Source organism: Pseudomonas sp. SF2, assembly GCF_036858055.1.
In the GTDB taxonomy this organism is placed as follows: Bacteria; Pseudomonadota; Gammaproteobacteria; order Pseudomonadales; family Pseudomonadaceae; genus Aquipseudomonas.
The window spans coordinates 129,268-154,561 of sequence record NZ_JAMBDI010000018.1 but is presented as its reverse complement, the minus strand read 5'-3'; the positions used below and the strand labels follow the sequence as shown (position 1 = coordinate 154,561).

Here is a 25,294-nt window from a genome sequence, read left to right as displayed (position 1 = left end):
CCCACAGGTTGGCCGCTGACCTCAAGGCCTGTGCAATATTGTGGGAGCGGCCTTGCGTCGCGAAAGGGCCGCAAAGCGGCCCCGACAATGTTGAGGCATACTACCGCCCTCCCCGGCCACCACTTCACCCTCCCCATGCGCATCCACGTCAGCTTCATCGACCGCGTCGGCATCACCCAGGAAGTCCTCGCCCTGCTCGGTGCCCGCAACCTCAACCTGGACGCCGTGGAGATGGTCCCGCCGAACGTCTACATCGACGCCCCTACCCTCAGCCCCGCCGTGCTCGAAGAACTGCACGATGCGCTGTTCGAGGTGCATGGCGTGCAATCGGTGGACGTGGTCGACATCCTCCCTGGCCAACGCCGGCACCTGCAGCTCGATGCCCTGCTGGCGGCAATGACCGACCCGGTGCTGGCCGTGGACAGTGCCGGCAAGGTGTTGCTGGCCAACCCCGCGCTGATCGAGTTGTGCGGCCGCGAATCGGCCGGGCGCTCGGTGGGTGAACTGTTCGGCGACCCGGCACTGCTGCAGGCCCTGCTGGACAACAACTTCCACCTGCCCATGCGCGAGATGCAGCTCAACGGCCAGAGCCTGCTGCTGGACGCCATGCCGATCACCAACGCCGGTGGCCTGCTGACGCTGTACCCACCCACGCGCATGGGCGAGCGCCTGTCGGCCATGCACCACGACCATGCCGAAGGCTTGGATGCCTTGCTCGGCGAGTCACCGGCCATCCGCACCCTCAAGGCCCGCGCCTTGCGCGTGGCGGCGCTCGATGCGCCGCTGCTGGTGCATGGCGAAACCGGCACCGGCAAAGAACTGGTAGCCCGCGCCTGCCACGCCATCAGCAGCCGCCACGCGGCGCCATTTCTGGCCCTGAACTGCGCCGCGCTGCCCGAAAGCCTGGCCGAGAGCGAACTGTTCGGCTACGCCCCCGGCGCCTTCACCGGCGCGCAACGGGGCGGCAAACCCGGGCTGATGGAGCTGGCCAACCAGGGCACGGTATTCCTCGATGAAATCGGCGAAATGTCGCCGTACCTGCAGGCCAAGCTGCTGCGCTTTCTCAGCGATGGCAGCTTCCGCCGGGTGGGTGGCGACCGCGAAGTGAAGGTGGATGTACGCATCATCAGCGCCACCCACCGCGACCTGGAGCGCATGGTCGCCGAAGGCAGCTTCCGCGAAGACCTGTTCTACCGCCTGAACGTGCTCAACCTGCAGGTGCCGCCGCTGCGTGACCGTGGCCAGGACATCCTGATGCTGGCGCATTTCTTTATGCAGCAGGCCTGTACGCAGATCCAGCGCCCCGCCTGCCGGCTGACCCCGGCCACCCATTCGGCACTGCTGGCCAACCCTTGGCCGGGCAATGTGCGCCAGCTGCAAAACGTGATATTCCGCGCCGCAGCCATCTGCGAAAGCAACCTGGTGGATATCGGTGACCTGGACATCGCCGGCACCTCGGTGGCCCGTGGCCAGGACGGCGAAGTGGCCAGCCTGGAACAGGCCGTGGGCGATTTCGAGCGCGAGCTGTTACAACGCCTGTATGCCAGTTACCCCTCAACCCGGCAACTGGCCGGGCGCTTGCAGACCTCGCATACCGCCATTGCCCAGCGCCTGCGCAAATATGGAATACCGGGCAAAGCCTAGTGCCTGTCAGATATCGCTAACGGGGCTGCCGGCGATGGGCGCAAAGCGGCCCCAAATTAAGTAACTGACAGGTCGTAGGTTAAAGCCTGATAGTTTGCTGGAATAATCCAGTTGGTTGTTCAGGCTTTTCCTACGCCGATGAAAGATACTCTCCCACGCATGCCTCGTAGAATGGTGACAGTGTAATCCTACCTGTCACCCCGCTTATCCGCCCCAGAGCGGGAAGTGGTTCGCTACTGGATATAACGAGAGCACCTGATGTTTGAACTCGATTTTTACGGGACGCTTGTAGCCGCCTCTTTAGTACTGTTATTAGGGCGCGGCCTTGTCGCACGCATTGGCTTCTTGCGCACTTACAACATACCGGAACCTGTCGCAGGCGGCCTGTTAGTGGCCTTGGCACTCTTGGCCTTGCGCAGTTTCGATGTCCACGTGCAATTCGATACCTCACTGCAAGCCCCCCTGATGCTGGCATTTTTCGCCACCATCGGTTTGAGTGCAGACTTCGCCAGCCTGAAAAAAGGTGGCCGCGTGGTTACCGTGTTCCTGTTGGTGGTAACCGGCTTGCTGCTGGTTCAGAACGCCATGGGCATCGGCCTGGCAACGGCACTGGGGCTCGACCCGCTGATGGGCCTGCTGGCCGGCTCTATCACCTTGTCGGGTGGCCACGGCACAGGCGCTGCGTGGGGGGCGACTTTCTCCGAGAAGTTTGGCCTGGCCTCGGCCGCCGAACTGGCAATGGCATCCGCTACCTTCGGCCTTGTGCTGGGCGGCCTGATTGGCGGCCCGGTCGCCCGGCTACTGATCAAACGGGTAAGAACACCGGGCATCGAAGAAACTGCACCGCAACTGCCCAAGGGTTTCGAACAACCGGACAGAGAGCGCCTGATTACATCGTTTTCATTTATCGAAACACTGGCGCTGATCGCTGTCAGTTTGCTCGCGGGTTCGTTACTTGACGGTTTGTTGAAAGGCACTGCGTTTGAACTGCCAACATTCGTTTGCGTGCTGTTCGTGGGTGTGGTGTTGCGAAACGGCCTTTCGGCATTCGGCGTTTATCATGTCTTCGAGCGGGAGGTCTCGGTATTGGGCAATGTGAGTTTGTCGTTATTCCTGGCCATTGCCTTGATGTCGCTCAAGTTGTGGGACCTGGCGGCGTTGGCATTACCGTTCTTTGTATTGCTCGCCGCACAGACACTGGTCATGGCACTGTTTGCGATCTTTGTCACGTTCCGGGTCATGGGCCGCAACTATGATGCAGCAGTACTGGCCGCCGGGCACTGTGGTTTCGGCCTGGGCGCAACGCCGACGGCAATTGCCAACATGCAAGCGGTGACCCAGCGCTACGGAGCCTCGCACATCGCCTTCCTGGTGGTGCCGATGGTGGGGGCGTTCTTCATCGACATCATCAATGTCATCGTCATCAAGCTGTATCTGGCCTTGCCGTTCTTTTGAGCCAGACGCTGAACACTCAGCCGGTATGTTGCTCCGCCAGGTGCTGCCCAGGATCCGTAGACAGGGCCTGGTGCAGCATTTTCTCCAGAATCGAGAAAAAGCACTTTATGTGAGGCTGCTTCAACGCCTGTGGCCGGGTCACCATGTAGACGTCCATATCTGGAATGGGAAGGTCGACGAACAACTCGATCAAATCCTTGGCCAAAATCCGGGGAAGTACCGCCACCCCCATGCCTCGTCTCACCGATTCGAACTGTGCGCTGAACGAGTTCACGCGGATAGGCGCACGTTCCAGCCCCCCCGCCTTTGCCGCACGGACTTGCGGCAACACATCCAGCGGCGGAAGCAGGCCGATATTGGCCGCCGTCGCTGGGGTAACCCCCGGAAACCGCTGCAAGTAACCAGCAGCGGCGAACACACCATAGCCAAGCCGGCCTATCGGCCGATAAATCAGTGAGGGTTCCCCCAGGTGGGCCGTGCGCACGGCAATGTCCGCCACCCCCCGGACGATCTTGTGGAAGTCGGCGGTCACGGTCAGCTCCACCGAGCAACCCGGGTGTAGGCCGGTGAAGCGATCGGCTGCCTCCAGTACGCAAGTCGAGAAGCCTTCCCCTGCGCTCACCTGAACAGTGCCCGAGAGCTCGCAAGGCAGCTCGGCATCGCCTGCACGCGTCTGGCGCCGCAGGCCAGCTTCTGCGGCCAGGGCCACTTCGACCAGCGATTGGCCGCGCGAAGTCAGCCTGCATCCCTCTACGCCTCGCTCGACCAGTGGCTCACCCAACGCGGCCTCAAGCTGGGTCAGGCGACGCGAAACGGTCGAGGGTGCAATACCCAGCAACTCGCCAGCGCGAAGAAAGCTGCCCCGTCGCCATACGGCCAATAGCAGCCGAAGATCATCCCAGTTTTCCTGCAATGCCATATGCGCTGGCCTCTCCCTGGTTTGCAAATACGCAAAGCCATTATGCGGTAGGCGCTGTTTTTCGACAGCAACCGCCGGCGTATACCTTGGGCCCCTCTGAACGAATGGAATGGATTGCATGATGACTAGCCCCAAGGATTATGCCCAGCGAGCCGCCAACGCCTTTAACCAGCGTGATGTGCAAGGGCTGCTGGCATTGGTCGACGAAGACTTCGTGTACCTGGATGGCATGACGACCCAAACCGGGCGCGAAGCCATGCGCGCACGCGAGATGGCGCTGTTCAGCGCATTCCCTGATGCCCTGGTGACCATGACCCCATTCATGGTCTCGGACGATCGGCTGGCAATGACCGCCATCCTGACCGGCACCTTCGCTGCCCCGCTGCTGCTGCCAGCAGGTGTGATCGTTCCGGCCCATGGGCGTCGGGTGTGCGTGCACTATGCGGCCCACTTCACCTTCAGGAACGGCCTGGCCATTCGCGAAGCGGTATTTTTCGACAGCGCCATGTTGCGGCCATCTGCCGAACAGCACGAGGGTTGAGCCATGCGCAATGTATTCGTCACCGGAGCAACCGGCTTGCTGGGCAACAACCTGGTCCGCGAACTGGTCGCTCGTGGCTACAAGGTCAAAGGGCTGGTGCGGTCAAGAGCAAAGGGGGAACAGCAGTTCGGTGATATGCCCGAAGTGGAGCTGGTCGAAGGCGACATGGCCGATGTCGACGCCTTCGCGGCATCGCTGCGCGGCTGCGACACGGTGTTCCATACTGCGGCGTTCTTTCGTGACAACTACAAAGGCGGCAGCCATTGGCAAGCACTCGAGCAGGTCAATGTGACCGGTACCCGCCGCCTGTTGGAACAGGCCTACCAGGCCGACATCCGGCGGTTCATCCACACCTCGTCCATTGCAGTGCTCGACGGGGCACCCGGCACGTCCATCGATGAGACATGCCTGCGGGCCGAAGCAGATGCAGATGACTACTACCGCAGCAAGATCCTCGCCGACCGCGTCGTGGCTACGTTTCTCGAAGCCCACTCCGACATGCACGCCTGTATGGTGCTCCCAGGCTGGATGTGGGGCCCTGGCGACATCGGCCCTACGTCGTCCGGGCAACTGGTCAACGATGTCGTGCACGGCAAACTGCCTGGCTTGATCCCGGGCAGTTTCTCGGTGGTCGATGCCCGCGATGTGGCTTTGGCGCACATTGCCGCTGCTACACAAGGGCGAAGCGGTGAACGCTACCTGGCTGCGGGCCGGCATATGACCATGGCTGAACTGGTACCAATAGTGGGCCGTCTGGCAGGCGTACGAACGCCAGCACGGCATTTACCGCTGCCGTTGTTGTTCTGCCTGGCCGCAGTGCAGGAAATGTATGCGCGGCTCACCGGCAAGCCCATCCTGCTAAGCCTGTCCACACTGCGCCTGCTGGTACGGGAAAAGGATCGTACGCGTTTCAACCACAGCAAAAGCGAACACGCGCTTGGCCTGAGCTTTCGGGCGCTGGAGCTGACAATCGCCGATACCGTGGCGTGGTATCGTGATCACGGCTGGTTTGAACAACAGGGCGCGCCCACCAGGACAAGGAAGTAGTTACACCATGACCGCGGAAATAATCTTGATGCGCCACGGCCAGCCAGCACTGGTTACAAGCAACAAAGTGTCAGCGCTGGATATGAAGGACTGGATCGAAGGCTACAACCGCGCCGAAATTACCGACCAGCCCGTCCCGGCCGCCAGCCTGCAGCTCGCCACAACGGCGAGGGTGATTGTCTCGAGCACAGCGCCACGTGCATTGAGCTCGCTGCAGGCGCTCGGTCTTGAGCCCAGCCACGTCGATGCGCTTTTTTGTGAAGCGCACCTGCCGTATGGCCAATGGAAGTTGCCTCGACTTTCACCGTTTACCTGGGCATTCATCCTTCGCCTCCTGTGGTTGTGTGGTTACTCGCGCAATGTCGAAACAGTCAGCGGTGCCAGGCTTCGCGCCAGCATGGCAGCACAACGGCTGTTATCACTTGCCAGCGAGGGGCCGGTACTGCTGCTGGGTCACGGGTTCATGAACCGGATGATTGCCAAGGAACTGATGGCAAAGGGCTGGACTCGCCAACACCAAAACGGCAGCCGCTATTGGAGCGCGGCTGTTTTTGCGAAGGGTAATGAGGGCCAGGACTAAGCGGCCGTTATAGCTACAAGTTCCAGGTACGATCCATGACCGGCGACTCTAGCATCCTCCCTGGTTGAAGCACTGCGAGCGGCCAGCAAGCTGAACTGCCCGGCCCCGTCTGCGACAAAAGGGCGCTGCCTGGAACTTTTACAGAGCGCCACCGATGCGGCTTAATGCGCAACTTACTCCATGGGGCGGTCCATGCTGCCAGACCTTCGCACTCACCTCTGGCTGCTCGCCTGTTTCGCAGTGGTGTTCAACCTGCTGGCGATGCCGCTCGACCGTTCCTTGCGCGCCCCGGCTGTAGACCAGTCGCTGATTCTCGGCAGCTTCTGCAGCCTGCATGGCACGCAGAACCTGCCAAAATCACTACTGGCTCAACTCAAACTCAATCAGCCCGAACTGGCTGAGCATGCCGATAGCAAGCTGCAAGCCGGTGATTGCTGCTGTGGTCACGCCGGTCAGGCACTGCTAGCCGGTGACTATTTCAAGCATCTGTTCCCGCGTTTCTGGCCCGCTGAGCTGCTGCTCGGCCATGCCCCTACCTTGCGGCTACCTCGTGAGCAGTGGCCCAAACTGAGTCCACGCGCCTCTCCCTTGGCCTGATCTGTCGACTACTCCTCGGTCCCACGCACGATGCGCGTGATGACCGTGCCCGACTTTTTCTTGCCAGGAAGCTCTGTCCATGCCTGCGTTCCGTAGCACCGCACGCACTGTATTACCCGTTTTTGCCATCACCTGCGTTTCCACCCTGAACCCTCTGTCCCAGGCGGTAGCCGAGACGCTGCCTAGCGAAAACTCCACCTTGACCCTCGGCGCCGTCACCGTCAGCGGTACCAGCACCGGTCCACTGACCACCAGTACCGTCCTCAGCTCGGTGGACATTCTCGGTGGCGATATCCTTGAGAAAATGCCAGTCACCTACAGCTGGGAACTGTTCAACCGCGCGCCCGGTGTAATGCTTACAGAGTTCAACCAGGGCACCACCTCTGGCAAGTTGTCGTTCCGCGGCTTCAACGGCGAAGGTGAAGTCAATGCAGTGAAGCTGTTGATCGACGGCATTCCCAGCAACAGCAACGACGGCAACATGCCCTTCATCGACTCGGTGTTCCCGATGGACATCGACAGCATCGAGGTGGCGCGCGGCACCAGCGACCCGCGCTACGGCCTGAACAACATCGCCGGTAACGTCAACATCAATACCCGCACCGGCGGCAACTACAACAAGGCACGCGTGCGTTACGGCAGCTTCAACACCCTTGAGGTGCAACTGGCCAAGGGCATCGAGACCAGCAACTGGACGCAGAACTATTTCTTCGGCCGCCAACAGCTCGACGGCTATCGCGACCATGCCGATACCGAACGCTACAGCTTCGGCGGCAAGTGGTTCTACACCCCCGACGATGGCAACTACCGCCTCGGCCTGATTGCCCGCCACTATGAGTCCGAAGCCCAGGAAGCCGGCTACCTGACCGAAGACGATGCCCGCCATCACCCACGCATGAGCAACGCCTACAACGCCACGGACAAAGGCACACGGCGAATGAACCAGGTCAGCGTGCACTTCGACACCGAACTGGCCGACACCTTGTCCTGGTCAGCCAAGACCTACGTCAACACCTTCGACGACCTCCGCTGGACCCAGTACTGGCACACCAGCTCACAGCAGGAGCTGCGATAGCTACGAGGACCAGTACGGCGCCATCACCTCCCTGACCTGGCGGCCTCAGATCGACTGGCTGCACACTTTCGCCCTGGAAAGCGGCAGCGACGTGCAGAAGCAGCAGAACCGTAGCCAGCGCTACCGCACGGTAGAACGTGTGCGCCAGGTGCAGACTCGCGATCAGGACTTCGACCTCAACACCGTCGGTGCCTATGTCCTGGCTGAAATCGAACCGGTCGAAACGCTGAAGATTGTCCATGCGTATCGCATCGACAAGATCAGTGGTGATTTCACCAACAAGATGACCGGGCAGGACTACGACATAAACGACTATGGGTTGATCAAGCAGCCCAAACTCAGCATTGTCTACTCACCATGGCAGTTCGCCAGTATCTATGCGAACTGGGGCCGCACCTTCCAGGTCGGTACCGGCGCTGCAGCCTACAAGGTGCCGCCGCGCAACGAAGACCTCGACCCTTCGATCAACGAAGGCTGGGAAACCGGTGTGAAATTTACCCATGCCAGTTGGATCGATGGCCGCGTGGCCTACTGGCGCCAGGACGCCACCGGCGAGGTCAGCCGTCGCCTGAACGACCCGAGCGGCGAATCCGATAACGTCGGTGAGACACGCCGCTGGGGCTACGACCTGCAGGTCAACCTGCACCCTGACGAACGCACCGAGGTCTGGATGTCCTACTCCTGGCAGTACTCGAAAATTCTTGAACCCAGCAGCGCGCTCCCGGACAGCAAAGGCAAGGAAATCGACCACGTGCCGCACCACCTGTGGAACACCGGTATCAGCTACCAGGCCACCCCGGCACTGCAACTTACAGCCTGGGCTAACGGGCAGACCAACTACTACCTTGAGCGGGAGAACACTCAGGGAACTTATGGCGGCTACGTATTGATGAACCTAGGCGCGACCTGCAGGCTCAGCGACTTGATGAGCGTGGACCTGCAACTGAAGAACCTCACCAATCGCTACTATGAGTATGTCTGGTACGACCCGGATGGAGCGGACGCGTCCCTGCATTCGCCTGGTGATGGTCGCGCAATTTATGCCGGTATGACGCTCGATTTTTAAAGGGTGCCTGCTCTCGGGTTTAGCGAAAACACGCTGTGGCTGGATCGGTCGGGGGCACCATTCGAAATGCTTTATCGCTCCCCTGCCGATTTATGCAACGGCGTGAAGTGAGTTGATGAATCCGCATCGCTTACCTCTGTGCCCCCCTGTAACTGGGTCGCCGAGCCTTGTCGCAGCCAGGGGAAATTGGCGAGATTCCGGGTGCACAGCGGAACAAGCTGATTGATTGTGCTGCCGGCAAGATTTTCAGCGCTCGATATGAAGCGCTGGATCAAGCAATCCGACCTTTCCGAAATGAAAAACCTGCCCGCACCGAAGGATAGCGTCGTCAAGCAGCGCGCGCCTCGCACACCGACTTCCATTGAAGCGCTAGGCTTGCCGCCCACTCGAGTGGGAGTGGCGTCACCGCGCGCTTGATGGTAAGGTTCGCTCAGAATACTGTAATTTTGTACAGTGTACATTTATCCAGAGGACGGAATATATGCTCAAAGGTAGTTGCTGCTGTGGAGCGGTAAAGTTCATGGTATCCAGCCCGCCGACAATGATGGGTACATGCCACTGCTCCCGCTGCAGAAAAGCAGGAGCCAGTACATTTGTTTTTGTTCAGCGCTCATCGTTCGAAATGCTGTCCGGCCTGGATTCGATAACTACTTACAAGCCCGAAGCACCTTACAAGTACAACCGATGCTTTTGCTCGATATGCGGAACTGCATTAGGTGAAGTGACAGCAACCGCCGATTCCTTTCCAGTGGCTGCTAACTGTTTTGACGACGCATTGCACCCTTCAAACCTGTTCCACGAATTTGTCAAGGAAAAACCGAATTGGTACGAAATTTGCGATAACGCCAAACAATTCGCTGCACACCCTTACAATTAAATCGACCACGTCGAACTACAACTCTGACAGAGCACAAGACGAAGCTGACCGCGATAGAGAATAGCCACTTCATGATCTGACGCGCAGGCAGACACAACTGCCCAAGTCGGTCCTTGCCCGCCAACCGATGCGCGACAGATTTTATTGCTGCCCCACCTTCACATCAGTCAGGCCTCACCACCTGTACTGATTTCAGTACATCGTATCGAATTCACTACAACCTTGCCTGGATACGGCTCGCCAAGGTTTTGAACCCCAAACCCTTTTCCTCCGTCCACTGTGTGTAGCGTTTTCATTCCACAGAAAATGAGAAAACGTCATGAGAACTTTGTAAATCATTGATTTAAATGATTTTCTATACATTGGCCGCATTTTTGCTAAGGGAATCCCAACCCCAAGAGCGCGGAGCCACCGCGCCTAACGCCCTGCTTCCCGAGGATTCCCCATGAGCGAGTTGCGTTTCACTGAAGATCACGAATGGCTGCGCGTCGAAGCCGATGGCAGCGTTACCGTGGGCATCACCGCCTACGCCCAGAACGCCCTTGGCGATGTGGTTTTCGTGCAACTGCCAGAGTTGCAGCAGTATGAGAAAGGCAGCGAAGCCTCCACCGTCGAGTCGGTCAAGGCCGCCAGCGGTGTGTACATGCCCCTGACCGGCGAAGTGGTGCAGATCAACGAGCAGCTCGAAGACAGCCCGGAACTGGTCAACGAAGACCCGATGGGCGAAGGCTGGTTCTTCCGCTTCATCCCCGCCGATGCCAGCGCCGTGGCCGCCCTGCTCGACCAGGACGCCTACGACCGCCTGATCAAAGCCAACGACGACGCCTGAGGAACTCCGCCATGACCATCAACCTCGGCACCGCCAACGAATTCATCGCCCGTCACATCGGCCCGCGCGCCGCCGACGAGCAGGCCATGCTGGCCGCCCTCGGCTTCGACTCGCTGGAAGCCATGACCGCCGCGGTCATCCCCGACAGCATCAAGGGCACCAGCGTGCTCGGTTCGCACGACGGCCAGAGCGAAGCCGACGCGCTCGCCGCGCTCAAGGCCATCGCCGGCAAGAACCAGCTGTTCAAGAGCTACATCGGCCAGGGCTACTACAACACCCACACCCCGGCGCCGATCCTGCGCAACCTGCTGGAAAACCCGGCCTGGTACACCGCCTATACCCCATACCAGCCAGAAATTTCCCAGGGTCGCCTGGAAGCGCTGCTGAACTTCCAGACCCTGATCAGCGACCTGACCGGCCTGCCGATCGCCAACGCCTCGCTGCTCGACGAAGCCACCGCTGCGGCCGAGGCCATGACCTTCTGCAAGCGCCTGTCGAAGAACAAGGCCAGCCACGCGTTCTTCGCCTCCGTGCACTGCCACCCGCAAACCCTCGACGTGCTGCGCACCCGTGCCGAGCCGCTGGGCATCGAGATCGTGGTCGGCGACGAGCGCGAACTGGGCGATGTCAGCGCCTTCTTCGGCGCCCTGCTGCAGTACCCGGCCAGCAACGGTGAAGTGTTCGACTACCGCGAAGTAATCGAGCGCTTCCACGCTGCCAACGCCCTGGTCGCCGTTGCCGCCGACCTGCTGGCCCTGACCCTGCTGACCCCGCCGGGCGAGTTCGGCGCCGACGTGGCCATCGGCAGCGCCCAGCGCTTCGGCGTACCACTGGGCTTCGGTGGCCCGCACGCCGCCTACTTCGCCACCCGTGACGCGTTCAAGCGCGACATGCCGGGCCGCCTGGTCGGCGTGTCGATCGACCGCTTCGGCAAGACCGCCCTGCGCCTGGCCATGCAGACCCGCGAGCAGCACATCCGCCGCGAAAAGGCCACCAGCAACATCTGCACCGCCCAGGTGCTGCTGGCCAACATCGCCAGCATGTTCGCCGTGTACCACGGCCCGGCCGGCCTCAAGCGCATCGCCGAACGTACCCATGCCCTGACCTCAATCCTGGCCGCCGGCCTGAAGACACTGGGCGTGCAGGTAGCGGGCGCCAGCGCCTTCGACACCCTGACCCTGGCCACCGGCAGTGCCACTGCCAGCCTGCATGACAAGGCGCGCGCCCAGGGCATCAACCTGCGCCAGATCGATGCCGCCCACGTGGGGCTGTCGCTGGACGAAACCAGTAGCCAGGCCGATGTCGAGGCCCTGTGGCAACTGATCGGTGGCGACCAGGCCCAGCCGGACTTCAACGCCCTGGCCGCCAGCACCGGCTCGCTGCTGCCTGCTGCCCTGCTGCGCCAGTCGGCCATCCTCGCGCACCCGGTGTTCAACCGCTACCACAGCGAAACCGAGCTGATGCGCTACCTGCGCCGCCTGGCCGACAAGGACCTGGCACTGGACCGCAGCATGATCCCGCTGGGCTCGTGCACCATGAAGCTGAACGCCGCCAGTGAAATGATCCCGGTCACCTGGGCCGAGTTCGGCAACCTGCACCCGTTCGCCCCGGCCGAGCAGAGCCAGGGCTACCTGCAGATGACCACCGAACTGGAAGCAATGCTCTGCGCCGCCACCGGCTACGACGCCGTGTCGCTGCAGCCCAACGCCGGTTCCCAGGGCGAGTACGCAGGCCTGCTGGCCATCCGCGCCTACCACCGCAGCCGTGGCGAAGGCCACCGCGACATCTGCCTGATCCCGTCGTCGGCCCACGGTACCAACCCGGCGACCGCGCACATGGCCGGCATGCGCGTGGTGGTCACCGCCTGTGACGCCCGCGGCAACGTCGATGTCGAGGACCTGCGCGCCAAGGCCATCGAGCACCGCGAGCGCCTGGCCGCGATCATGATCACCTACCCGTCGACCCACGGCGTGTTCGAGGAAGCGATCGGCGAAATCTGCGCGATCATCCACGACAACGGTGGCCAGGTGTACATCGACGGCGCCAACATGAACGCCATGGTCGGCCTGTGCGCCCCGGGCAAGTTCGGCGGCGACGTTTCCCACCTGAACCTGCACAAGACCTTCTGCATCCCGCACGGCGGTGGCGGCCCGGGCGTCGGCCCGATCGGCGTCAAGTCGCACCTGGCGCCGTTCCTGCCCGGTCACGCGCAGCTGGAAAACACCGAGGGCGCGGTTTGCGCCGCGCCGTTCGGCAGCGCCAGCATCCTGCCGATCACCTGGATGTACATCCGCATGATGGGCGGTGCCGGCCTCAAGCGTGCCTCGCAGATGGCGATCCTCAACGCCAACTACATCGCCCGTCGCCTGGAAGAGCACTATCCTGTTCTGTATACCGGCGGCAATGGCCTGGTGGCCCACGAGTGCATCCTCGACCTGCGCCCGCTGAAAGACACCAGCGGCATCAGCGTCGACGACGTGGCCAAGCGCCTGATCGACTTCGGCTTCCACGCCCCGACCATGTCCTTCCCGGTGGCAGGCACGCTGATGATCGAACCGACCGAAAGCGAGTCCAAGGAAGAACTGGACCGCTTCTGCGACGCGATGATCCAGATCCGCGAAGAAATTCGCGCGGTCGAAAACGGTAGCCTGGACAAGGACGACAACCCGCTGAAGAACGCCCCGCACACAGCGGCCGAGCTGGTTGGCGAATGGGCCCATGGCTACAGCCGCGAGCAGGCGGTGTACCCGCTGCCAAGCCTGGTGGAAGGCAAGTACTGGCCGCCGGTCGGCCGGGTCGACAACGTGTTCGGCGACCGCAACCTGGTGTGCGCCTGCCCGTCGATCGAGAGCTATCAGGACGCCTGATAGCCCTCAGGCCCGCTCCCACAGGGTTCACCGTCCGCCCAATTTTCCTGGCTGGAGGTCACCCATGTCCCTGAGCGTCTTCGACCTGTTCAAGATCGGCATCGGCCCCTCCAGCTCCCACACGGTCGGCCCGATGCGCGCCGCCGCGCGTTTCGCCGAAGGGCTGCGCCGTGATGACCTGCTTACCCGCACCGTCAGCGTCAAGGCCGAGCTGTATGGCTCGCTCGGCGCCACCGGCAAGGGCCACGGCAGCGACAAAGCCGTGCTGCTGGGCCTTGAGGGCGAGCACCCCGATGTCATCGACACCGACACCATCCCTGCCCGCCTGCAGGCCATCCGCGACAGCGGTCGGCTGAACCTGCTCGGCGAGCACAGCATCGCGTTCATCGAAAAGCAGCACCTGGCGATGATCCGCAAGCCGCTGGACTACCACCCCAACGGCATGATCTTCCGCGCCTTCGACGAGGCCGGCCTGCAAATCCGCAGCCGCGAGTACTACTCGGTGGGCGGCGGTTTCGTGGTCGACCAGGACGCCGCCGGCCACGACCGCATCGTCGAAGACAGTACACCACTGACCTACCCGTTCAAGACCGCCAAGGAACTGCTCGGCCATTGCACCGGGCAAAACCTGTCGGTCAGCCAGGTCATGCTGGCCAACGAGGCGGCCTGGCGCCCCGAGGCGGAAACCCGTGCCGGGCTGCTGCGTATCTGGCAGGTGATGCAGGATTGCGTCGAAGCCGGCTGCCAGCATGAAGGCATCCTGCCGGGCGGGCTCAAGGTCAAGCGCCGGGCGCCGGCGTTGTACCGCCAACTGAGCCGCCACCCGGAGGCCAGCCTGCGCGATGCCCTGTCGGTGCTCGACTGGGTCAACCTCTACGCCCTGGCGGTGAATGAGGAAAACGCCAATGGCGGGCGTGTGGTCACTGCGCCGACCAACGGCGCGGCGGGCATCGTCCCGGCAGTGCTGCACTACTACATGCGCTTCGTACCGGGAGCCAGCGAGGACGGGGTGGTGCGGTTTCTGCTCACCGCCGCGGCCATCGGCATCCTGTACAAGGAAAACGCCTCCATCTCCGGCGCCGAAGTGGGCTGCCAGGGCGAGGTCGGTGTGGCCTGCTCGATGGCCGCCGGGGCGCTGTGCGAAGTGATGGGCGGCAGCGTGCAACAGGTGGAAAACGCTGCCGAAATCGGTATGGAACACAACCTGGGCCTGACCTGCGACCCGATCGGCGGGCTGGTCCAGGTGCCTTGCATCGAGCGCAACGCCATGGGCTCGGTAAAGGCGATCAACGCGGTGCGCATGGCCTTGCGCGGCGACGGGCAGCACTACGTGTCGCTCGACAAGGTCATCCGCACCATGCGCCAGACCGGCGCCGACATGAAAAGCAAATACAAAGAGACCGCCCGTGGCGGCCTGGCCGTCAACATCATCGAATGTTGACCCGACAACAACAGCAAGGAGTCACCGATGTCCGAAACACTGCTCAAGACCCCGCTGCACGCCCTGCACCTGGAACTGGGTGCGCGCATGGTGCCGTTCGCCGGCTATGACATGCCAGTGCAGTACCCGCTGGGCGTGCTCAAGGAACACCTGCACACCCGCGAGCAGGCCGGCCTGTTCGATGTCTCGCACATGGGCCAGATCACCCTGCGTGGCAGCGATGCCGCCAAGGCCCTGGAAAGCCTGGTGCCGGTGGATATCATCGACCTGCCGGTGGGCATGCAGCGCTATGCCATGTTCACCAATGAGCAGGGCGGCATCCTCGACGACCTGATGGTCGCCAACCTGGGCGACGACACCCTGTTCCTGGTGGTCAACGCCGCCTGCAAGGACCAGGACCTGGCCCACCTGCAAGCGCACATCGGCAGCCGTTGCGAGGTGCAGCCGCTGTTCGAGCAACGCGCCCTGCTGGCCCTGCAAGGCCCGGCGGCGGTCAAGGTGCTGGAGCGCCTGGCCCCGGAAGTGGCCGGCATGACCTTCATGCAGTTCCGCCCGGTGAAACTGCTGGGCGAAGACTGCTTCGTCAGCCGTTCGGGCTACACCGGCGAAGACGGCTATGAAATTTCGGTACCGGCACAGGCCGCCGAAGCCCTGGCCCGCCGCCTGCTGGCCGAGCCCGAAGTACAGCCGATCGGCCTGGGTGCGCGTGATTCGCTGCGCCTGGAAGCCGGCCTGTGCCTGTATGGCCACGACATGAACACCGAGACCAGCCCGGTCGAAGCCAGCCTGCTGTGGGCCATTTCCAAGGTTCGCCGTGCCGACGGCGCGCGTGCCGCCGGCTTCCCGGGTGCCGAGGCCATCTTCGCCCACCAGCGCGATGGCGTGGCGCGCAAACGGGTGGGTCTGTTGCCGCAGGAGCGTACGCCAGTACGTGAAGGCGCGGATATTGTCGATGCAAACGATAAACCTGTAGGCAAAGTGTGCAGCGGCGGCTTTGGTCCGACACTCGGTGCACCTGTAGCAATGGGTTATATCGATAGTGAACATGCCGCACTCGACACCCCACTGTTTGCCATGGTGCGTGGCAAGAAGGTTGCCTTGAAAGTCAGCAAAATGCCTTTCGTGGCACAACGTTACTACCGGGGCTGAAGCCGCTTTGTGAAGGTTGCGGGCAGGCTCGAGATATTCGATTTCGAACCTGTCCAATAACTTTTGAACATGGCGCCAGGCCAGGCGCCATGCCGTTTCCGACAAACCGGTCGGTTATCGGCAAACGGCTGATTTTCCATACGACCAAGGGCTTGTTTTTCGCTCGGGAGTTGGCGTAGAGTCACTGCACTGTGTTTGCATGGGTCGCAACAGTTCGTGACCTGGGCCAGTAGCCGCAATCTGCTACAACCCGTTTGACGTCTCTTACTTTCCTGCAACCCAGCCCAGTAATCTTTTGCTTGTTTATTGCAAAAGAAACTGTCATCAAAATTCAAGCTTCATAGGAAATAAGACAATGGCTGAGCGTCAGAACGGTACCGTCAAGTGGTTCAATGACGAAAAAGGTTACGGCTTCATCACCCCAGAAAGCGGTCCGGATCTGTTCGTGCACTTCCGCGCTATCGAAGGTAACGGCTTCAAGAGCCTGAAAGAAGGCCAGAAGGTCACCTTCGAAGCAGTCCAGGGCCAGAAAGGCATGCAGGCTGACAAAGTTCAGGTCGCCGGCTAAGCCGAACCCGACTTCGAGAAAAGCCCCTGCCAAGTGCAGGGGCTTTTTTTTGCCCGTAGAATAGCGGCTTCGTCTTCTGGAGCCGTTTTGCATGTCCAAGCCTCTGCTCACACCCCAGGGTGATTTTCCGCCAGTCGGCCTGGGCCGGCGCCTGGCGGCGATGTTCTATGACTTCCTGCTGTGCTCGGCGCTGCTGATCGTGACCGCCGGTGCCTACAAGATGATCCAGATGGCGATCATCGGCGAAGCCCGCATGCGTGAGCTGACCGAGGCTGGCGCACTGGACGGCGACCCGCTGCTGTCGACGGTACTGCTGTTTGCCTTGTTCGGTTTCTTTGCCAAGTTCTGGACCCATGGCGGGCAGACCCTGGGCATGCAAGTGTGGGGCGTGCGGGTGCAGAACGCCGATGGCACGGCTATCAGCCTGTGGCAGGCGCTGTTGCGCTTTGTGGTGTCGATTGCTTCGTGGCTGTGCCTGGGGCTGGGGTTTTTCTGGGTGTTGATCGACAAGCGCAAGCGGGGCTGGCATGACATCTATTCGGAAAGCCAGCTGGTGCGGGTGCCGAAGCAGAAGAAATGAGCCGGGGATTTGTGTTGCCTGTTCGGGCCTCTTCGCGGGCTCGCCCGCTCCCACAGGAACCTCACAATCCTCAGGGCCTGTGATGAACCTGTGGGAGCAGGCAACACAAATGCCAGCAAAAAGCCGACCCTGAGGTCGGCTTTTTTTGTGCAGCTCAGGCCATCAACCCGCCCGGCGCAACAACCACACACCCGCCAAGGCACAAATGCCTGCCGGGATCACCACTGCCAGCAGCGGCGGGAAGCCGAACACCTGGCTCGAAGGCCCCAGCAGGTCCTGGGCGATGCGGAACACGAAGCCCACCAGCACACCGGTGAACACGCGCTGGCCAAGGGTCACCGAACGCAGCGGGCCGAAGATGAAGGAAATCGCCATCAGCACCAGCGCCGCAGTCACCATCGGCTGCAACACCTTGGTCCAGAACGCCAGCCAGTAACGTGCATTGTTCAGACCCTGGTCGGACAGGTAGTGGATGTAGTCCCACAGCCCGGTGATGGACAGCGACTCCGGCGCCAGGATCACGGTATTGAGCAGTTGCGGCGTGAGCGAAACGTCCCAGCGCTCCTGCGGCGTGTTCACCACTTCGGTGTGGTCGCCACGGAAGTAGGTGGTGCGCACATCGGCGAGCAGCCAGTGGTCATCCTGGTACTGCGCCCGGCGTGCAAAGCTCGAGGTGATGATCTTGCGCTCGTTGTCGAAGCGGTAGCGGGTCACCCCCAGCAGCAGGCCGTTGGGCTGCACGGCGTTGATGTGCACGAACTCCTCGCCCTGGCGGTGCCACATGCCGCGCTTGGAGCTTTGCGCATCGCCACCACCCTGGGCCAGGGAACGGTCGGCCTGGGCCTTGTTCTCGGTCACCGGCGCCACGTACTCGCCGATCAGCAGGCCGACCAGCATCAGCACCAGCATCGGCTTCATCACCGCCCAGACGATACGGCCGATGGAAACCCCGGCAGCGCGCATGATGGTCAGTTCGCTGCTGCTGGCCAGGCTGCCCAGGCCGATCAGGCAGCCGATCAAGGCGGCCATCGGCAGCATTTCGTACAAGCGCCGTGGTGCGGTCAGCAGAACGAAGTTGCCCGCCTCCATCACCGTGTAGGTGTCACTCAGGTCGCTCATCTCGTCGATGAAGGCAAACAGCGAAGCCAGGCCAAGGATGATCCCCAGCACGGCGAGGATGGCCAGCAGCACACTCTGGCCGATGTAGCGGTCGAGCTTACCCATGGGCCACCTCCGCACGACGGGCGGCGCGCTTGAGGCGCAGCGGCTCCCAGTACATCAGGCCCAGGCCGATCAGCAGGAACAGGCCGTGGACCCACCACATGCCCAGGGCGATCGGCAGTTTGCCCTTCTCGAGGGCGCCGCGTACGGAAATCAGCATTGTCAGGTAGGCCATGTACAGAAGAATTGCCGGCAGCAGCTTGAGGAAGCGGCCCTGGCGCGGGTTGACCCGGGACAGCGGCACCGCCAGCAAGGTGACGACGAACACCAGGATCGGCAGCGACAGCCGCCATTGCAGCTCGGCGCGCTCACGCAGGCCCTTCTTGCCGATCAGCTCGGAGGTGGGGACGGCCTCGCGCTCGGTCACTTCCTCGCTGACCTCCGGTTTGGGCAGCAGCACGCCGTAGGTATCGTACTTGATGGCACGGTAGTCGGCCTGGCCCGGGTTGCCGTCATAACGGTAGCCGTTTTCCAGCACCAGGTAGCGGTTGCCGTCGGCCTGTATTTCCTGGTGGCCTTTTTCGGCAACCAGCACCGACGGGGCGCGGTCCTTGGTCTTGTCCTGGTTGAAGCGCTTCTCGGAGATGAACACGCCGGCCAGGTTGATGCGATCGTCCGAAAGCTCTTCGGTGTAAGTCACTCGCGAACCGTCGCGCAGGGTCTGGAAGCGGCCCGGCACCAGGGTGTCGAACTCGGTCAGGGCATCCTGCTGGCTGATGATCTGCTGCACCTGGGCAACGCCCAGCGGCGCCAGGCTCAGGCTCAGCCAGGCCACCAGCAGGGCGACCAGGGCGGCCGGCACCATGGTCAGGCCCAGCAGGCGCTGCTGGCTCATGCCGGTGGCCGACAGCACGGTCATCTCGCTTTCCAGGTACAGGCGCCCGTACGCCAGGAGAATGCCGAGGAACAGCCCCAAAGGCAGGATAAGCTGCAGGAAGCCCGGCAGGCGGAAGCCCATGATCAGGAACAGCACGCTCGGGTCGAGCACGCCCTGGGCAGCCTGGGCCAGGTACTTGATGAAGCGCCCACTCATGATGATCACCAGCAGCACGGCGCTGACGGCGCTCAAGGTCACCAGGACCTCGCGGGACAAATAACGAAAGACGATCAAACCAGACACTCCTGGGTTGTCAGGGCGGACTGCCAATCTATGGCGCCAGACAATGACTTAGTACAGCCAAGACCAATGCCGGTTCGCCAAAGGCGAACCTCCATGTAAAGTGCGCGCATTATCCTGTGATTGACCGCCCCTGTCACTTCGCCGCGCATGAAGGCGCATGACGGGGTTGTCAGCACGCTTGCCGCAGGCTCAAACTGGCAGCTTTTCCGCTGGCGCGCGACGACGCGGCCTGGCCCGTCCAGAGCGCTGGAATACACAGCGCCGACTGTATCGATCATTCGGGGATCCTGACATGGAACTGGTTGTAAAAAGCGTAGCTGCTGCATCCGTAAAAACCGCCACCCTGGTCCTCCCGGTAGGTGAAAACCGCAAGCTCGGCGCCGTGGCCAAGGCCGTGGACCAGGCCAGCGAAGGCGCCATCAGTGCCGTGCTCAAGCGTGGCGACCTGGCCGGCAAGCCGGGCCAGACCCTGCTGCTGCAGAGCCTCCCGGGCCTTAAGGCCGAGCGCGTGCTGCTGGTGGGCAGCGGCAAGGACGAAGCCCTGGGCGACCGCGCCTGGCGCAAACTGGTCGCCAGCGTCGCCGGCGTGCTCAAGGGCCTGAACGGCGCTGATGCCGTGCTGGCCCTGGACGACATCGCGGTCAGCAACCGCGACGCCCACTACGGCAAGTACCGCCTGCTGGCCGAAACCCTGCTCGACGGCGAGTACGTGTTCGACCGCTTCAAGAGCCAGAAGGCCGAGCCACGCACCCTGAAGAAGGTCACCCTGCTGGCCGACAAGGCCGGTCAGGCCGAGGTCGAACGTGCCGTCAAGCACGCCAGCGCCATCGCCACCGGCATGGCCTTCACCCGCGACCTGGGCAACCTGCCGCCCAACCTGTGCCACCCAAGCTTCCTCGCCGAACAGGCCAAGGACCTGGGCAAGGCGCACAAGGCGCTGAAAGTCGAAGTACTGGACGAGAAGAAGATCAAGGACCTGGGCATGGGCGCGTTCTACGCCGTCGGCCAGGGCAGCGACCAGCCGCCACGCCTGATCGTGCTCAACTACCAGGGCGGCAAGAAGGCAGACAAGCCGTTCGTGCTGGTGGGCAAGGGCATTACCTTCGACACCGGCGGCATCAGCCTCAAGCCTGGTGCCGGCATGGACGAGATGAAGTACGACATGTGCGGTGCCGCCAGCGTGCTCGGCACCCTGCGTGCGGTGCTCGAACTGCAGCTGCCGGTCAACCTGGTGTGCCTGCTGGCCTGCGCCGAGAACATGCCAAGCGGCGGCGCCACCCGCCCGGGTGACATCGTCACCACCATGAGCGGGCAGACCGTGGAAATCCTCAACACCGACGCCGAAGGCCGCCTGGTGCTGTGCGACACCCTGACCTACGCCGAGCGCTTCAAGCCACAGGCAGTGATCGACATCGCCACCCTGACCGGCGCCTGCATTGTCGCCCTGGGCAGCCACACTACCGGCCTGATGGGCAACAACGACGACCTGGTCGGCCAGTTGCTCGACGCCGGCAAGCGCGCCGACGACCGCGCCTGGCAGCTGCCGCTGTTCGATGAATACCAGGAGCAGCTGGACAGCCCGTTCGCCGACATGGGCAACATTGGCGGGCCGAAGGCCGGCACCATCACCGCCGGCTGCTTCCTGTCGCGCTTTGCCAAGGCCTACGACTGGGCACACATGGACATCGCCGGCACCGCCTGGGTCAGCGGCGGCAAGGACAAGGGCGCCACTGGCCGCCCTGTGCCCCTGCTGACCCAGTACCTGCTGGACCGCGCTGGCGCCTGACGCCGTGCAGCCGGTGGCGCCCCACGCGCCACCGGCCGGCGATACCACCATGAGCAAAGTCGATTTCTACATCCTGCCCACCGACTCGCTGTCGGCACGGCTCGATTTCGCCTGCAAGCTGTGCGAAAAGGCCTGGCGCCTTGGCCACCGGGTCTACCTGCATTGCCAGGACGCCGAGCAGCGCAGCGAGCTGGACCAACGCCTGTGGCGCTTCAAGGGCGAGGCCTTCGTGCCCCACGACCTCGCGGAAGTACATGCCGATGCCGGCGTGGCATTGGGCCTGGCCGCCGACAGTGCAGGCGATCACCACGACCTGTTGATCAACCTGGGCGCCGGCGTACCGGGCTTTGTCGGCCAGTTCGAACGGGTGGCCGAAATCGTGGTTGAGGAGCCTGGCATCCGCCAATCGGCCCGTGAACGATTCCGTTTCTACCGTGAACAGGGCTATGCTCTGCAAGACCACCGCTTACAGCGACTTTGACGACGATGGACAAGCCCTCCCCCCTGCCCGACTCCGCCCATCTGCTCGATGACCTCGAGTCGATACGCCAGCTGCTTGGCGACGCCGACCTGCAACCACCGCTGCTGACCGAGACAGTGGAGCAGATCCCGCTGCTGCTGGAAGAAGCGCCCGGCAACCCCGCGCCTGTGGCCGAACCGGTCGAGCCCGAAGACGACCCGCAGACCCGCCGCCAGGACACCCTGCTGCACCTGGAAAGCGAGCTGCGTGCCGCGGCGCAGATGATCATGCAGGACGTGATCAACGACTTCACCCCGCACATCGAGAACGAGATCAAGCGCCGGCTGGATGCGCGGATCGAGCGGTTGATCAAGCGTTCCGAGTAAAACCGAGATTCGGCGGTACCTTCTTCGCGGGTAAACCCNNGAGCGGGTTTACCCGCGAATAGGCCATCCCTGCCGTGCCAGATAGCAGCAGCTTGTCGCCTGCGGCCCCCAGCTTGGTTATACTTCCCGGCTTTCCCGAATAAATGCACAGGGTCCCGCCGCGCATGGATAAGACCTACCAGCCGCACGCCATCGAAACTTCCTGGTACAACACCTGGGAGTCCGAGAACTATTTCGCCCCACAAGGTGCAGGCGAGTCCTACACCATCATGATCCCGCCGCCGAACGTGACCGGCAGCCTGCACATGGGCCACGGGTTCAACAACGCGATCATGGACGCCCTGATCCGTTTCCGCCGCATGCAAGGCCGCGACACCCTGTGGCAGCCAGGCACCGACCACGCCGGTATCGCCACCCAGATGCTGGTCGAGCGCCAGCTCGAGGCCAAGGGCCAGAACCGGCATGACCTGGGCCGCGAAAAGTTCCTGGAAAAGGTCTGGGAATGGAAGGACCAGTCCGGCGGCAACATCAGCCGTCAGATCCGCCGCCTGGGCTCGTCGGTCGACTGGAGCCGCGAGCGCTTCACCATGGACGACGGCCTCTCCGAAGCGGTCAAGGAAGCATTCGTGCGCCTGCACGAAGACGGCCTGATCTACCGCGGCAAGCGCCTGGTCAACTGGGACACCAAGCTGCACACGGCCATCTCCGACCTCGAAGTGGAAAACCACGACGAGAAGGGCCACCTGTGGAACCTGCGCTACCCGCTGGCCGACGGCGCCAGGACCGCCGAAGGCAAGGACTACCTGGTCGTCGCCACCACCCGTCCGGAAACCCTGCTGGGTGACGCCGCCGTGGCGGTCAACCCGAACGACGAGCGCTACCAGGCACTGATCGGCAAATTCGTCGAACTGCCGCTGGTCGGCCGCCGCATCCCGATCATCGCCGACGACTACTGCGACCCCGAGTTCGGTACCGGCTGCGTGAAGATCACCCCGGCCCACGACTTCAACGACTACGAAGTCGGCAAGCGCCACAACCTGCCGCTGCTGAACATCTTCGACAAGAACGCCTTCGTGCTGGCCAGCGCACAGGCCTTCAACCTCGACGGCAGCGTCAACGAGCAGGTCGACACCCGCCTGCCGGCCCAGTACGCCAACCTCGACCGCTTCGTCGCGCGCAAGCAGATCGTCGCCGACCTGGATGCCCAGGGCCTGCTGGTGAGCATCGACGACCACGCCCTGAAAGTGCCGAAAGGCGACCGTTCGGGCACCGTCATCGAGCCGTGGCTGACCGACCAGTGGTACGTTTCCACCAAGCCGCTGGCAGAACCTGCCATCGCCGCCGTGGAAGATGGCCGCATCCAGTTCGTGCCCAAACAGTACGAGAACATGTACTTCTCCTGGATGCGTGACATCCAGGACTGGTGCATCAGCCGCCAGCTGTGGTGGGGCCATCGCATCCCGGCGTGGTACGACGAGGCCGGCCAGGTCTATGTCGGCCGCAACGAGGATGAAGTGCGCGCCAAGCACAACCTGGGCGCCGACGTGGCCCTGCGCCAGGACGATGACGTACTCGATACCTGGTTCAGTTCGGGCCTGTGGACCTTCTCCACCCTGGGCTGGCCGGAGCAGACCGAGTTCCTCAAGAAGTTCCACTCCACCGACGTGCTGGTGACCGGCTTCGACATCATCTTCTTCTGGGTTGCGCGCATGATCATGCTGACCATGCACCTGATCAAGAACGAGGACGGCACCCCGCAGGTACCGTTCAAGACCGTGTACGTGCACGGCCTGGTGCGTGACGGCCAGGGCCAGAAGATGTCCAAGTCCAAGGGCAACGTGCTGGACCCGCTGGACATCGTCGACGGCATCACCCTCGAGGCCCTGCTGGAAAAACGCACCAGCGGCATGATGCAGCCCAAGCTGGCCGAGAAGATCGCCAAGCAGACCAAGGCCGAGTTCCCCGAAGGCATCGCCAGCTACGGCACCGACGCCCTGCGCTTCACCTTCTGCTCGCTGGCTTCCACCGGCCGCGACATCAAGTTCGACATGGGCCGCGTCGAAGGCTACCGCAACTTCTGCAACAAGATCTGGAACGCCGCCCGCTACGTGCTGGACAAGGGCGAGGACTGCGGCCAGAACGGCGAAGCCGTCGAGCTGTCGCTGGCCGACCGCTGGATCATCTCGCAGCTGCAGCGTACCGAAGCCGAAGTGACCCGCCAGCTGGAACAGTTCCGCTTCGACCTGGCCAGCCAGGCGCTGTACGAGTTCATCTGGAACCAGTACTGCGACTGGTACCTGGAGCTGTCCAAGCCGGTGCTGTGGGACGAGAACGCCCCGGTCGAGCGCGCCCGTGGCACCCGCCGCACCCTGGTGCGCGTGCTGGAAGTGGCCCTGCGCCTGGCGCACCCGTTCATGCCGTTCATCACCGAAGAAATCTGGCAGCGCATCGCGCCGCTGGCCGGCATCCAAGGCAAGACCATCATGCTGCAGCCGTGGCCGGTGGCCAATGAAGCACGCATCGACGCTGCTGCCGAAGGTGACATCGAGTGGCTCAAGGAACTGATGGTCGGCCTGCGCAACATCCGCGCCGAGATGAACATCGGTCCGGGCAAGCCGCTGCCGCTGTTCCTGAAAAACGCCAATGTCGACGACCAGCGTCGCCTGCAGGAAAACGAAGCCCTGCTGAAGAAGCTGGCCAAGGTCGAATCGTTCACCATACTGGGCGATGCCGACGAAGCGCCGCTATCGGCCACTGCCCTGGTCGGCGACCTGCAAGTGCTGGTACCAATGGCCGGCCTGATCGACAAGGATGCCGAGCTGGCGCGCCTGAACAAGGAAATCCAGCGCCTGCAGGGTGAAGTGGCACGCGTGGGTGGCAAGCTGTCCAACGCCGCCTTCGTCGACAAGGCACCGCCTGCGGTGATCGAGAAGGAACGCGCCAAGCTGGCCGAGTCCGAACAGGCCCTGGCCAACTTCACCGAGCAGCATGCGCGGATTGCAGCGCTGTAATCACTAGAGAGACCGTTGGGGCCGCTGTGCGGCCCTTTCGCGACACAAGGCCGCTCCCACAGGACGGCGCCAACC

At 62.6% G+C, this 25,294-nt stretch carries 20 protein-coding genes and 1 pseudogene; 18 read left to right on the top strand and 3 right to left on the bottom strand.

Annotated elements, in window-relative coordinates; genetic code table 11:
* The first annotated feature begins 135 nt into the window (after positions 1-135).
* Both M2S36_RS12305 and gltS read left to right on the top strand, forming a co-directional pair.
* Positions 136-1,644 carry a sigma-54-dependent transcriptional regulator gene (locus M2S36_RS12305; protein WP_063911752.1) on the top strand — a complete coding sequence of 503 codons (1,509 nt, stop codon included), beginning with the start codon at positions 136-138 and terminating at the stop codon, positions 1,642-1,644.
* 258 nt (positions 1,645-1,902) lie between these two features.
* Positions 1,903-3,099 (top strand): sodium/glutamate symporter, encoded by a 1,197-nt coding sequence (gltS, locus tag M2S36_RS12300; protein WP_207835994.1) that lies wholly within the window; start codon positions 1,903-1,905, stop codon positions 3,097-3,099.
* A 16-nt stretch (positions 3,100-3,115) separates the two neighbouring features.
* Here gltS and M2S36_RS12295 read toward each other — a convergent pair whose 3' ends face one another.
* Positions 3,116-4,018, bottom strand: coding sequence for a LysR family transcriptional regulator (locus M2S36_RS12295; protein ID WP_233687245.1), 903 nt, complete (start codon positions 4,016-4,018; stop codon positions 3,116-3,118).
* A 118-nt stretch (positions 4,019-4,136) separates the two neighbouring features.
* On the opposite strand from M2S36_RS12295, the gene M2S36_RS12290 reads away from it, so the two are divergent.
* The 12 genes and pseudogenes from M2S36_RS12290 to M2S36_RS12240 all read left to right on the top strand — a co-directional run bounded on the left by M2S36_RS12290 (position 4,137) and on the right by M2S36_RS12240 (position 17,235).
* On the top strand, positions 4,137-4,559 hold the full coding sequence (locus M2S36_RS12290; RefSeq protein ID WP_063911391.1) for an ester cyclase: 423 nt from the start codon (positions 4,137-4,139) through the stop codon (positions 4,557-4,559).
* Between the two features lie 3 nt (positions 4,560-4,562).
* Entirely contained in the window at positions 4,563-5,606 is a 1,044-nt protein-coding gene (locus M2S36_RS12285; RefSeq protein ID WP_333957214.1) for an SDR family oxidoreductase, read from the top strand.
* A gap of 7 nt (positions 5,607-5,613) precedes the next feature.
* On the top strand, positions 5,614-6,186 hold the full coding sequence (locus M2S36_RS12280; protein WP_207836004.1) for a histidine phosphatase family protein: 573 nt from the start codon (positions 5,614-5,616) through the stop codon (positions 6,184-6,186).
* A 192-nt stretch (positions 6,187-6,378) separates the two neighbouring features.
* Entirely contained in the window at positions 6,379-6,783 is a 405-nt protein-coding gene (locus M2S36_RS12275) for a DUF2946 family protein (protein WP_207836008.1), read from the top strand.
* 79 nt (positions 6,784-6,862) lie between these two features.
* Positions 6,863-8,924, top strand: a pseudogene (locus tag M2S36_RS12270) (TonB-dependent receptor).
* A gap of 481 nt (positions 8,925-9,405) precedes the next feature.
* Complete coding sequence (locus M2S36_RS25105; protein WP_442969523.1) at positions 9,406-9,801, top strand: GFA family protein; 396 nt, start codon at positions 9,406-9,408, stop codon at positions 9,799-9,801.
* 445 nt (positions 9,802-10,246) lie between these two features.
* Entirely contained in the window at positions 10,247-10,630 is a 384-nt protein-coding gene (gcvH, locus tag M2S36_RS12265; RefSeq protein WP_207836025.1) for a glycine cleavage system protein GcvH, read from the top strand.
* A gap of 11 nt (positions 10,631-10,641) precedes the next feature.
* The gene (gcvP, locus tag M2S36_RS12260; protein WP_207836027.1) at positions 10,642-13,497 is read left to right on the top strand and encodes an aminomethyl-transferring glycine dehydrogenase; all 2,856 of its coding nucleotides are present in this window, start codon (positions 10,642-10,644) and stop codon (positions 13,495-13,497) included.
* Between the two features lie 64 nt (positions 13,498-13,561).
* Positions 13,562-14,938 carry an L-serine ammonia-lyase gene (locus M2S36_RS12255; protein ID WP_233693892.1) on the top strand — a complete coding sequence of 459 codons (1,377 nt, stop codon included), beginning with the start codon at positions 13,562-13,564 and terminating at the stop codon, positions 14,936-14,938.
* A gap of 27 nt (positions 14,939-14,965) precedes the next feature.
* On the top strand, positions 14,966-16,087 hold the full coding sequence (gene gcvT / locus M2S36_RS12250) for a glycine cleavage system aminomethyltransferase GcvT (protein WP_207836047.1): 1,122 nt from the start codon (positions 14,966-14,968) through the stop codon (positions 16,085-16,087).
* Between the two features lie 355 nt (positions 16,088-16,442).
* Positions 16,443-16,655 carry a cold-shock protein gene (locus M2S36_RS12245; protein ID WP_003257941.1) on the top strand — a complete coding sequence of 71 codons (213 nt, stop codon included), beginning with the start codon at positions 16,443-16,445 and terminating at the stop codon, positions 16,653-16,655.
* 91 nt (positions 16,656-16,746) lie between these two features.
* Complete coding sequence (locus M2S36_RS12240; protein WP_333957213.1) at positions 16,747-17,235, top strand: RDD family protein; 489 nt, start codon at positions 16,747-16,749, stop codon at positions 17,233-17,235.
* Positions 17,236-17,397: 162 nt separating this feature from the next.
* Here the strand turns inward: M2S36_RS12240 and lptG are convergent, their stop codons facing one another.
* Positions 17,398-18,459 carry an LPS export ABC transporter permease LptG gene (gene lptG, locus M2S36_RS12235; protein ID WP_207836051.1) on the bottom strand — a complete coding sequence of 354 codons (1,062 nt, stop codon included), beginning with the start codon at positions 18,457-18,459 and terminating at the stop codon, positions 17,398-17,400.
* Complete coding sequence (lptF, locus tag M2S36_RS12230; protein WP_063911380.1) at positions 18,452-19,567, bottom strand: LPS export ABC transporter permease LptF; 1,116 nt, start codon at positions 19,565-19,567, stop codon at positions 18,452-18,454. Before lptF ends, lptG begins: the two co-directional genes overlap by 8 nt.
* Before the next feature lie 301 nt (positions 19,568-19,868).
* Between lptF and M2S36_RS12225 the strand changes: the two genes are divergently transcribed.
* The 4 genes from M2S36_RS12225 (at position 19,869) to M2S36_RS12210 (ending at position 25,219) form a co-directional block, all read left to right on the top strand.
* Positions 19,869-21,362, top strand: a complete 1,494-nt coding sequence (locus M2S36_RS12225; protein ID WP_207836054.1) for a leucyl aminopeptidase — start codon at positions 19,869-19,871, stop codon at positions 21,360-21,362.
* A 49-nt stretch (positions 21,363-21,411) separates the two neighbouring features.
* On the top strand, positions 21,412-21,843 hold the full coding sequence (locus M2S36_RS12220; protein WP_207836056.1) for a DNA polymerase III subunit chi: 432 nt from the start codon (positions 21,412-21,414) through the stop codon (positions 21,841-21,843).
* A gap of 5 nt (positions 21,844-21,848) precedes the next feature.
* On the top strand, positions 21,849-22,208 hold the full coding sequence (locus M2S36_RS12215; protein ID WP_063911378.1) for a hypothetical protein: 360 nt from the start codon (positions 21,849-21,851) through the stop codon (positions 22,206-22,208).
* A 164-nt stretch (positions 22,209-22,372) separates the two neighbouring features.
* Positions 22,373-25,219 carry a valine--tRNA ligase gene (locus M2S36_RS12210; protein WP_207836063.1) on the top strand — a complete coding sequence of 949 codons (2,847 nt, stop codon included), beginning with the start codon at positions 22,373-22,375 and terminating at the stop codon, positions 25,217-25,219.
* Positions 25,220-25,294 lie beyond the last annotated feature (75 nt).

Bases quoted from the DNA above. Each gene is read 5' to 3' on its own strand.
- M2S36_RS12280 (WP_207836004.1), top strand. From the start codon at position 5,614: ATGACCGCGGAAATAATCTTGATGCGCCACGGCCAGCCAGCACTGGTT.
- M2S36_RS25105 (WP_442969523.1), top strand. From the start codon at position 9,406: ATGCTCAAAGGTAGTTGCTGCTGTGGAGCGGTAAAGTTCATGGTATCC.
- gcvT (WP_207836047.1), top strand. From the start codon at position 14,966: ATGTCCGAAACACTGCTCAAGACCCCGCTGCACGCCCTGCACCTGGAA.
- M2S36_RS12290 (WP_063911391.1), top strand. From the start codon at position 4,137: ATGATGACTAGCCCCAAGGATTATGCCCAGCGAGCCGCCAACGCCTTT.
- M2S36_RS12295 (WP_233687245.1), bottom strand. From the start codon at position 4,018: ATGGCATTGCAGGAAAACTGGGATGATCTTCGGCTGCTATTGGCCGTA.
- M2S36_RS12255 (WP_233693892.1), top strand. From the start codon at position 13,562: ATGTCCCTGAGCGTCTTCGACCTGTTCAAGATCGGCATCGGCCCCTCC.
- M2S36_RS12215 (WP_063911378.1), top strand. From the start codon at position 21,849: ATGGACAAGCCCTCCCCCCTGCCCGACTCCGCCCATCTGCTCGATGAC.
- gltS (WP_207835994.1), top strand. From the start codon at position 1,903: ATGTTTGAACTCGATTTTTACGGGACGCTTGTAGCCGCCTCTTTAGTA.
- M2S36_RS12245 (WP_003257941.1), top strand. From the start codon at position 16,443: ATGGCTGAGCGTCAGAACGGTACCGTCAAGTGGTTCAATGACGAAAAA.
- M2S36_RS12220 (WP_207836056.1), top strand. From the start codon at position 21,412: ATGAGCAAAGTCGATTTCTACATCCTGCCCACCGACTCGCTGTCGGCA.
- M2S36_RS12225 (WP_207836054.1), top strand. From the start codon at position 19,869: ATGGAACTGGTTGTAAAAAGCGTAGCTGCTGCATCCGTAAAAACCGCC.
- lptG (WP_207836051.1), bottom strand. From the start codon at position 18,459: ATGGGTAAGCTCGACCGCTACATCGGCCAGAGTGTGCTGCTGGCCATC.
- M2S36_RS12285 (WP_333957214.1), top strand. From the start codon at position 4,563: ATGCGCAATGTATTCGTCACCGGAGCAACCGGCTTGCTGGGCAACAAC.
- M2S36_RS12240 (WP_333957213.1), top strand. From the start codon at position 16,747: ATGTCCAAGCCTCTGCTCACACCCCAGGGTGATTTTCCGCCAGTCGGC.
- gcvH (WP_207836025.1), top strand. From the start codon at position 10,247: ATGAGCGAGTTGCGTTTCACTGAAGATCACGAATGGCTGCGCGTCGAA.
- M2S36_RS12210 (WP_207836063.1), top strand. From the start codon at position 22,373: ATGGATAAGACCTACCAGCCGCACGCCATCGAAACTTCCTGGTACAAC.
- gcvP (WP_207836027.1), top strand. From the start codon at position 10,642: ATGACCATCAACCTCGGCACCGCCAACGAATTCATCGCCCGTCACATC.
- M2S36_RS12275 (WP_207836008.1), top strand. From the start codon at position 6,379: ATGCTGCCAGACCTTCGCACTCACCTCTGGCTGCTCGCCTGTTTCGCA.
- M2S36_RS12305 (WP_063911752.1), top strand. From the start codon at position 136: ATGCGCATCCACGTCAGCTTCATCGACCGCGTCGGCATCACCCAGGAA.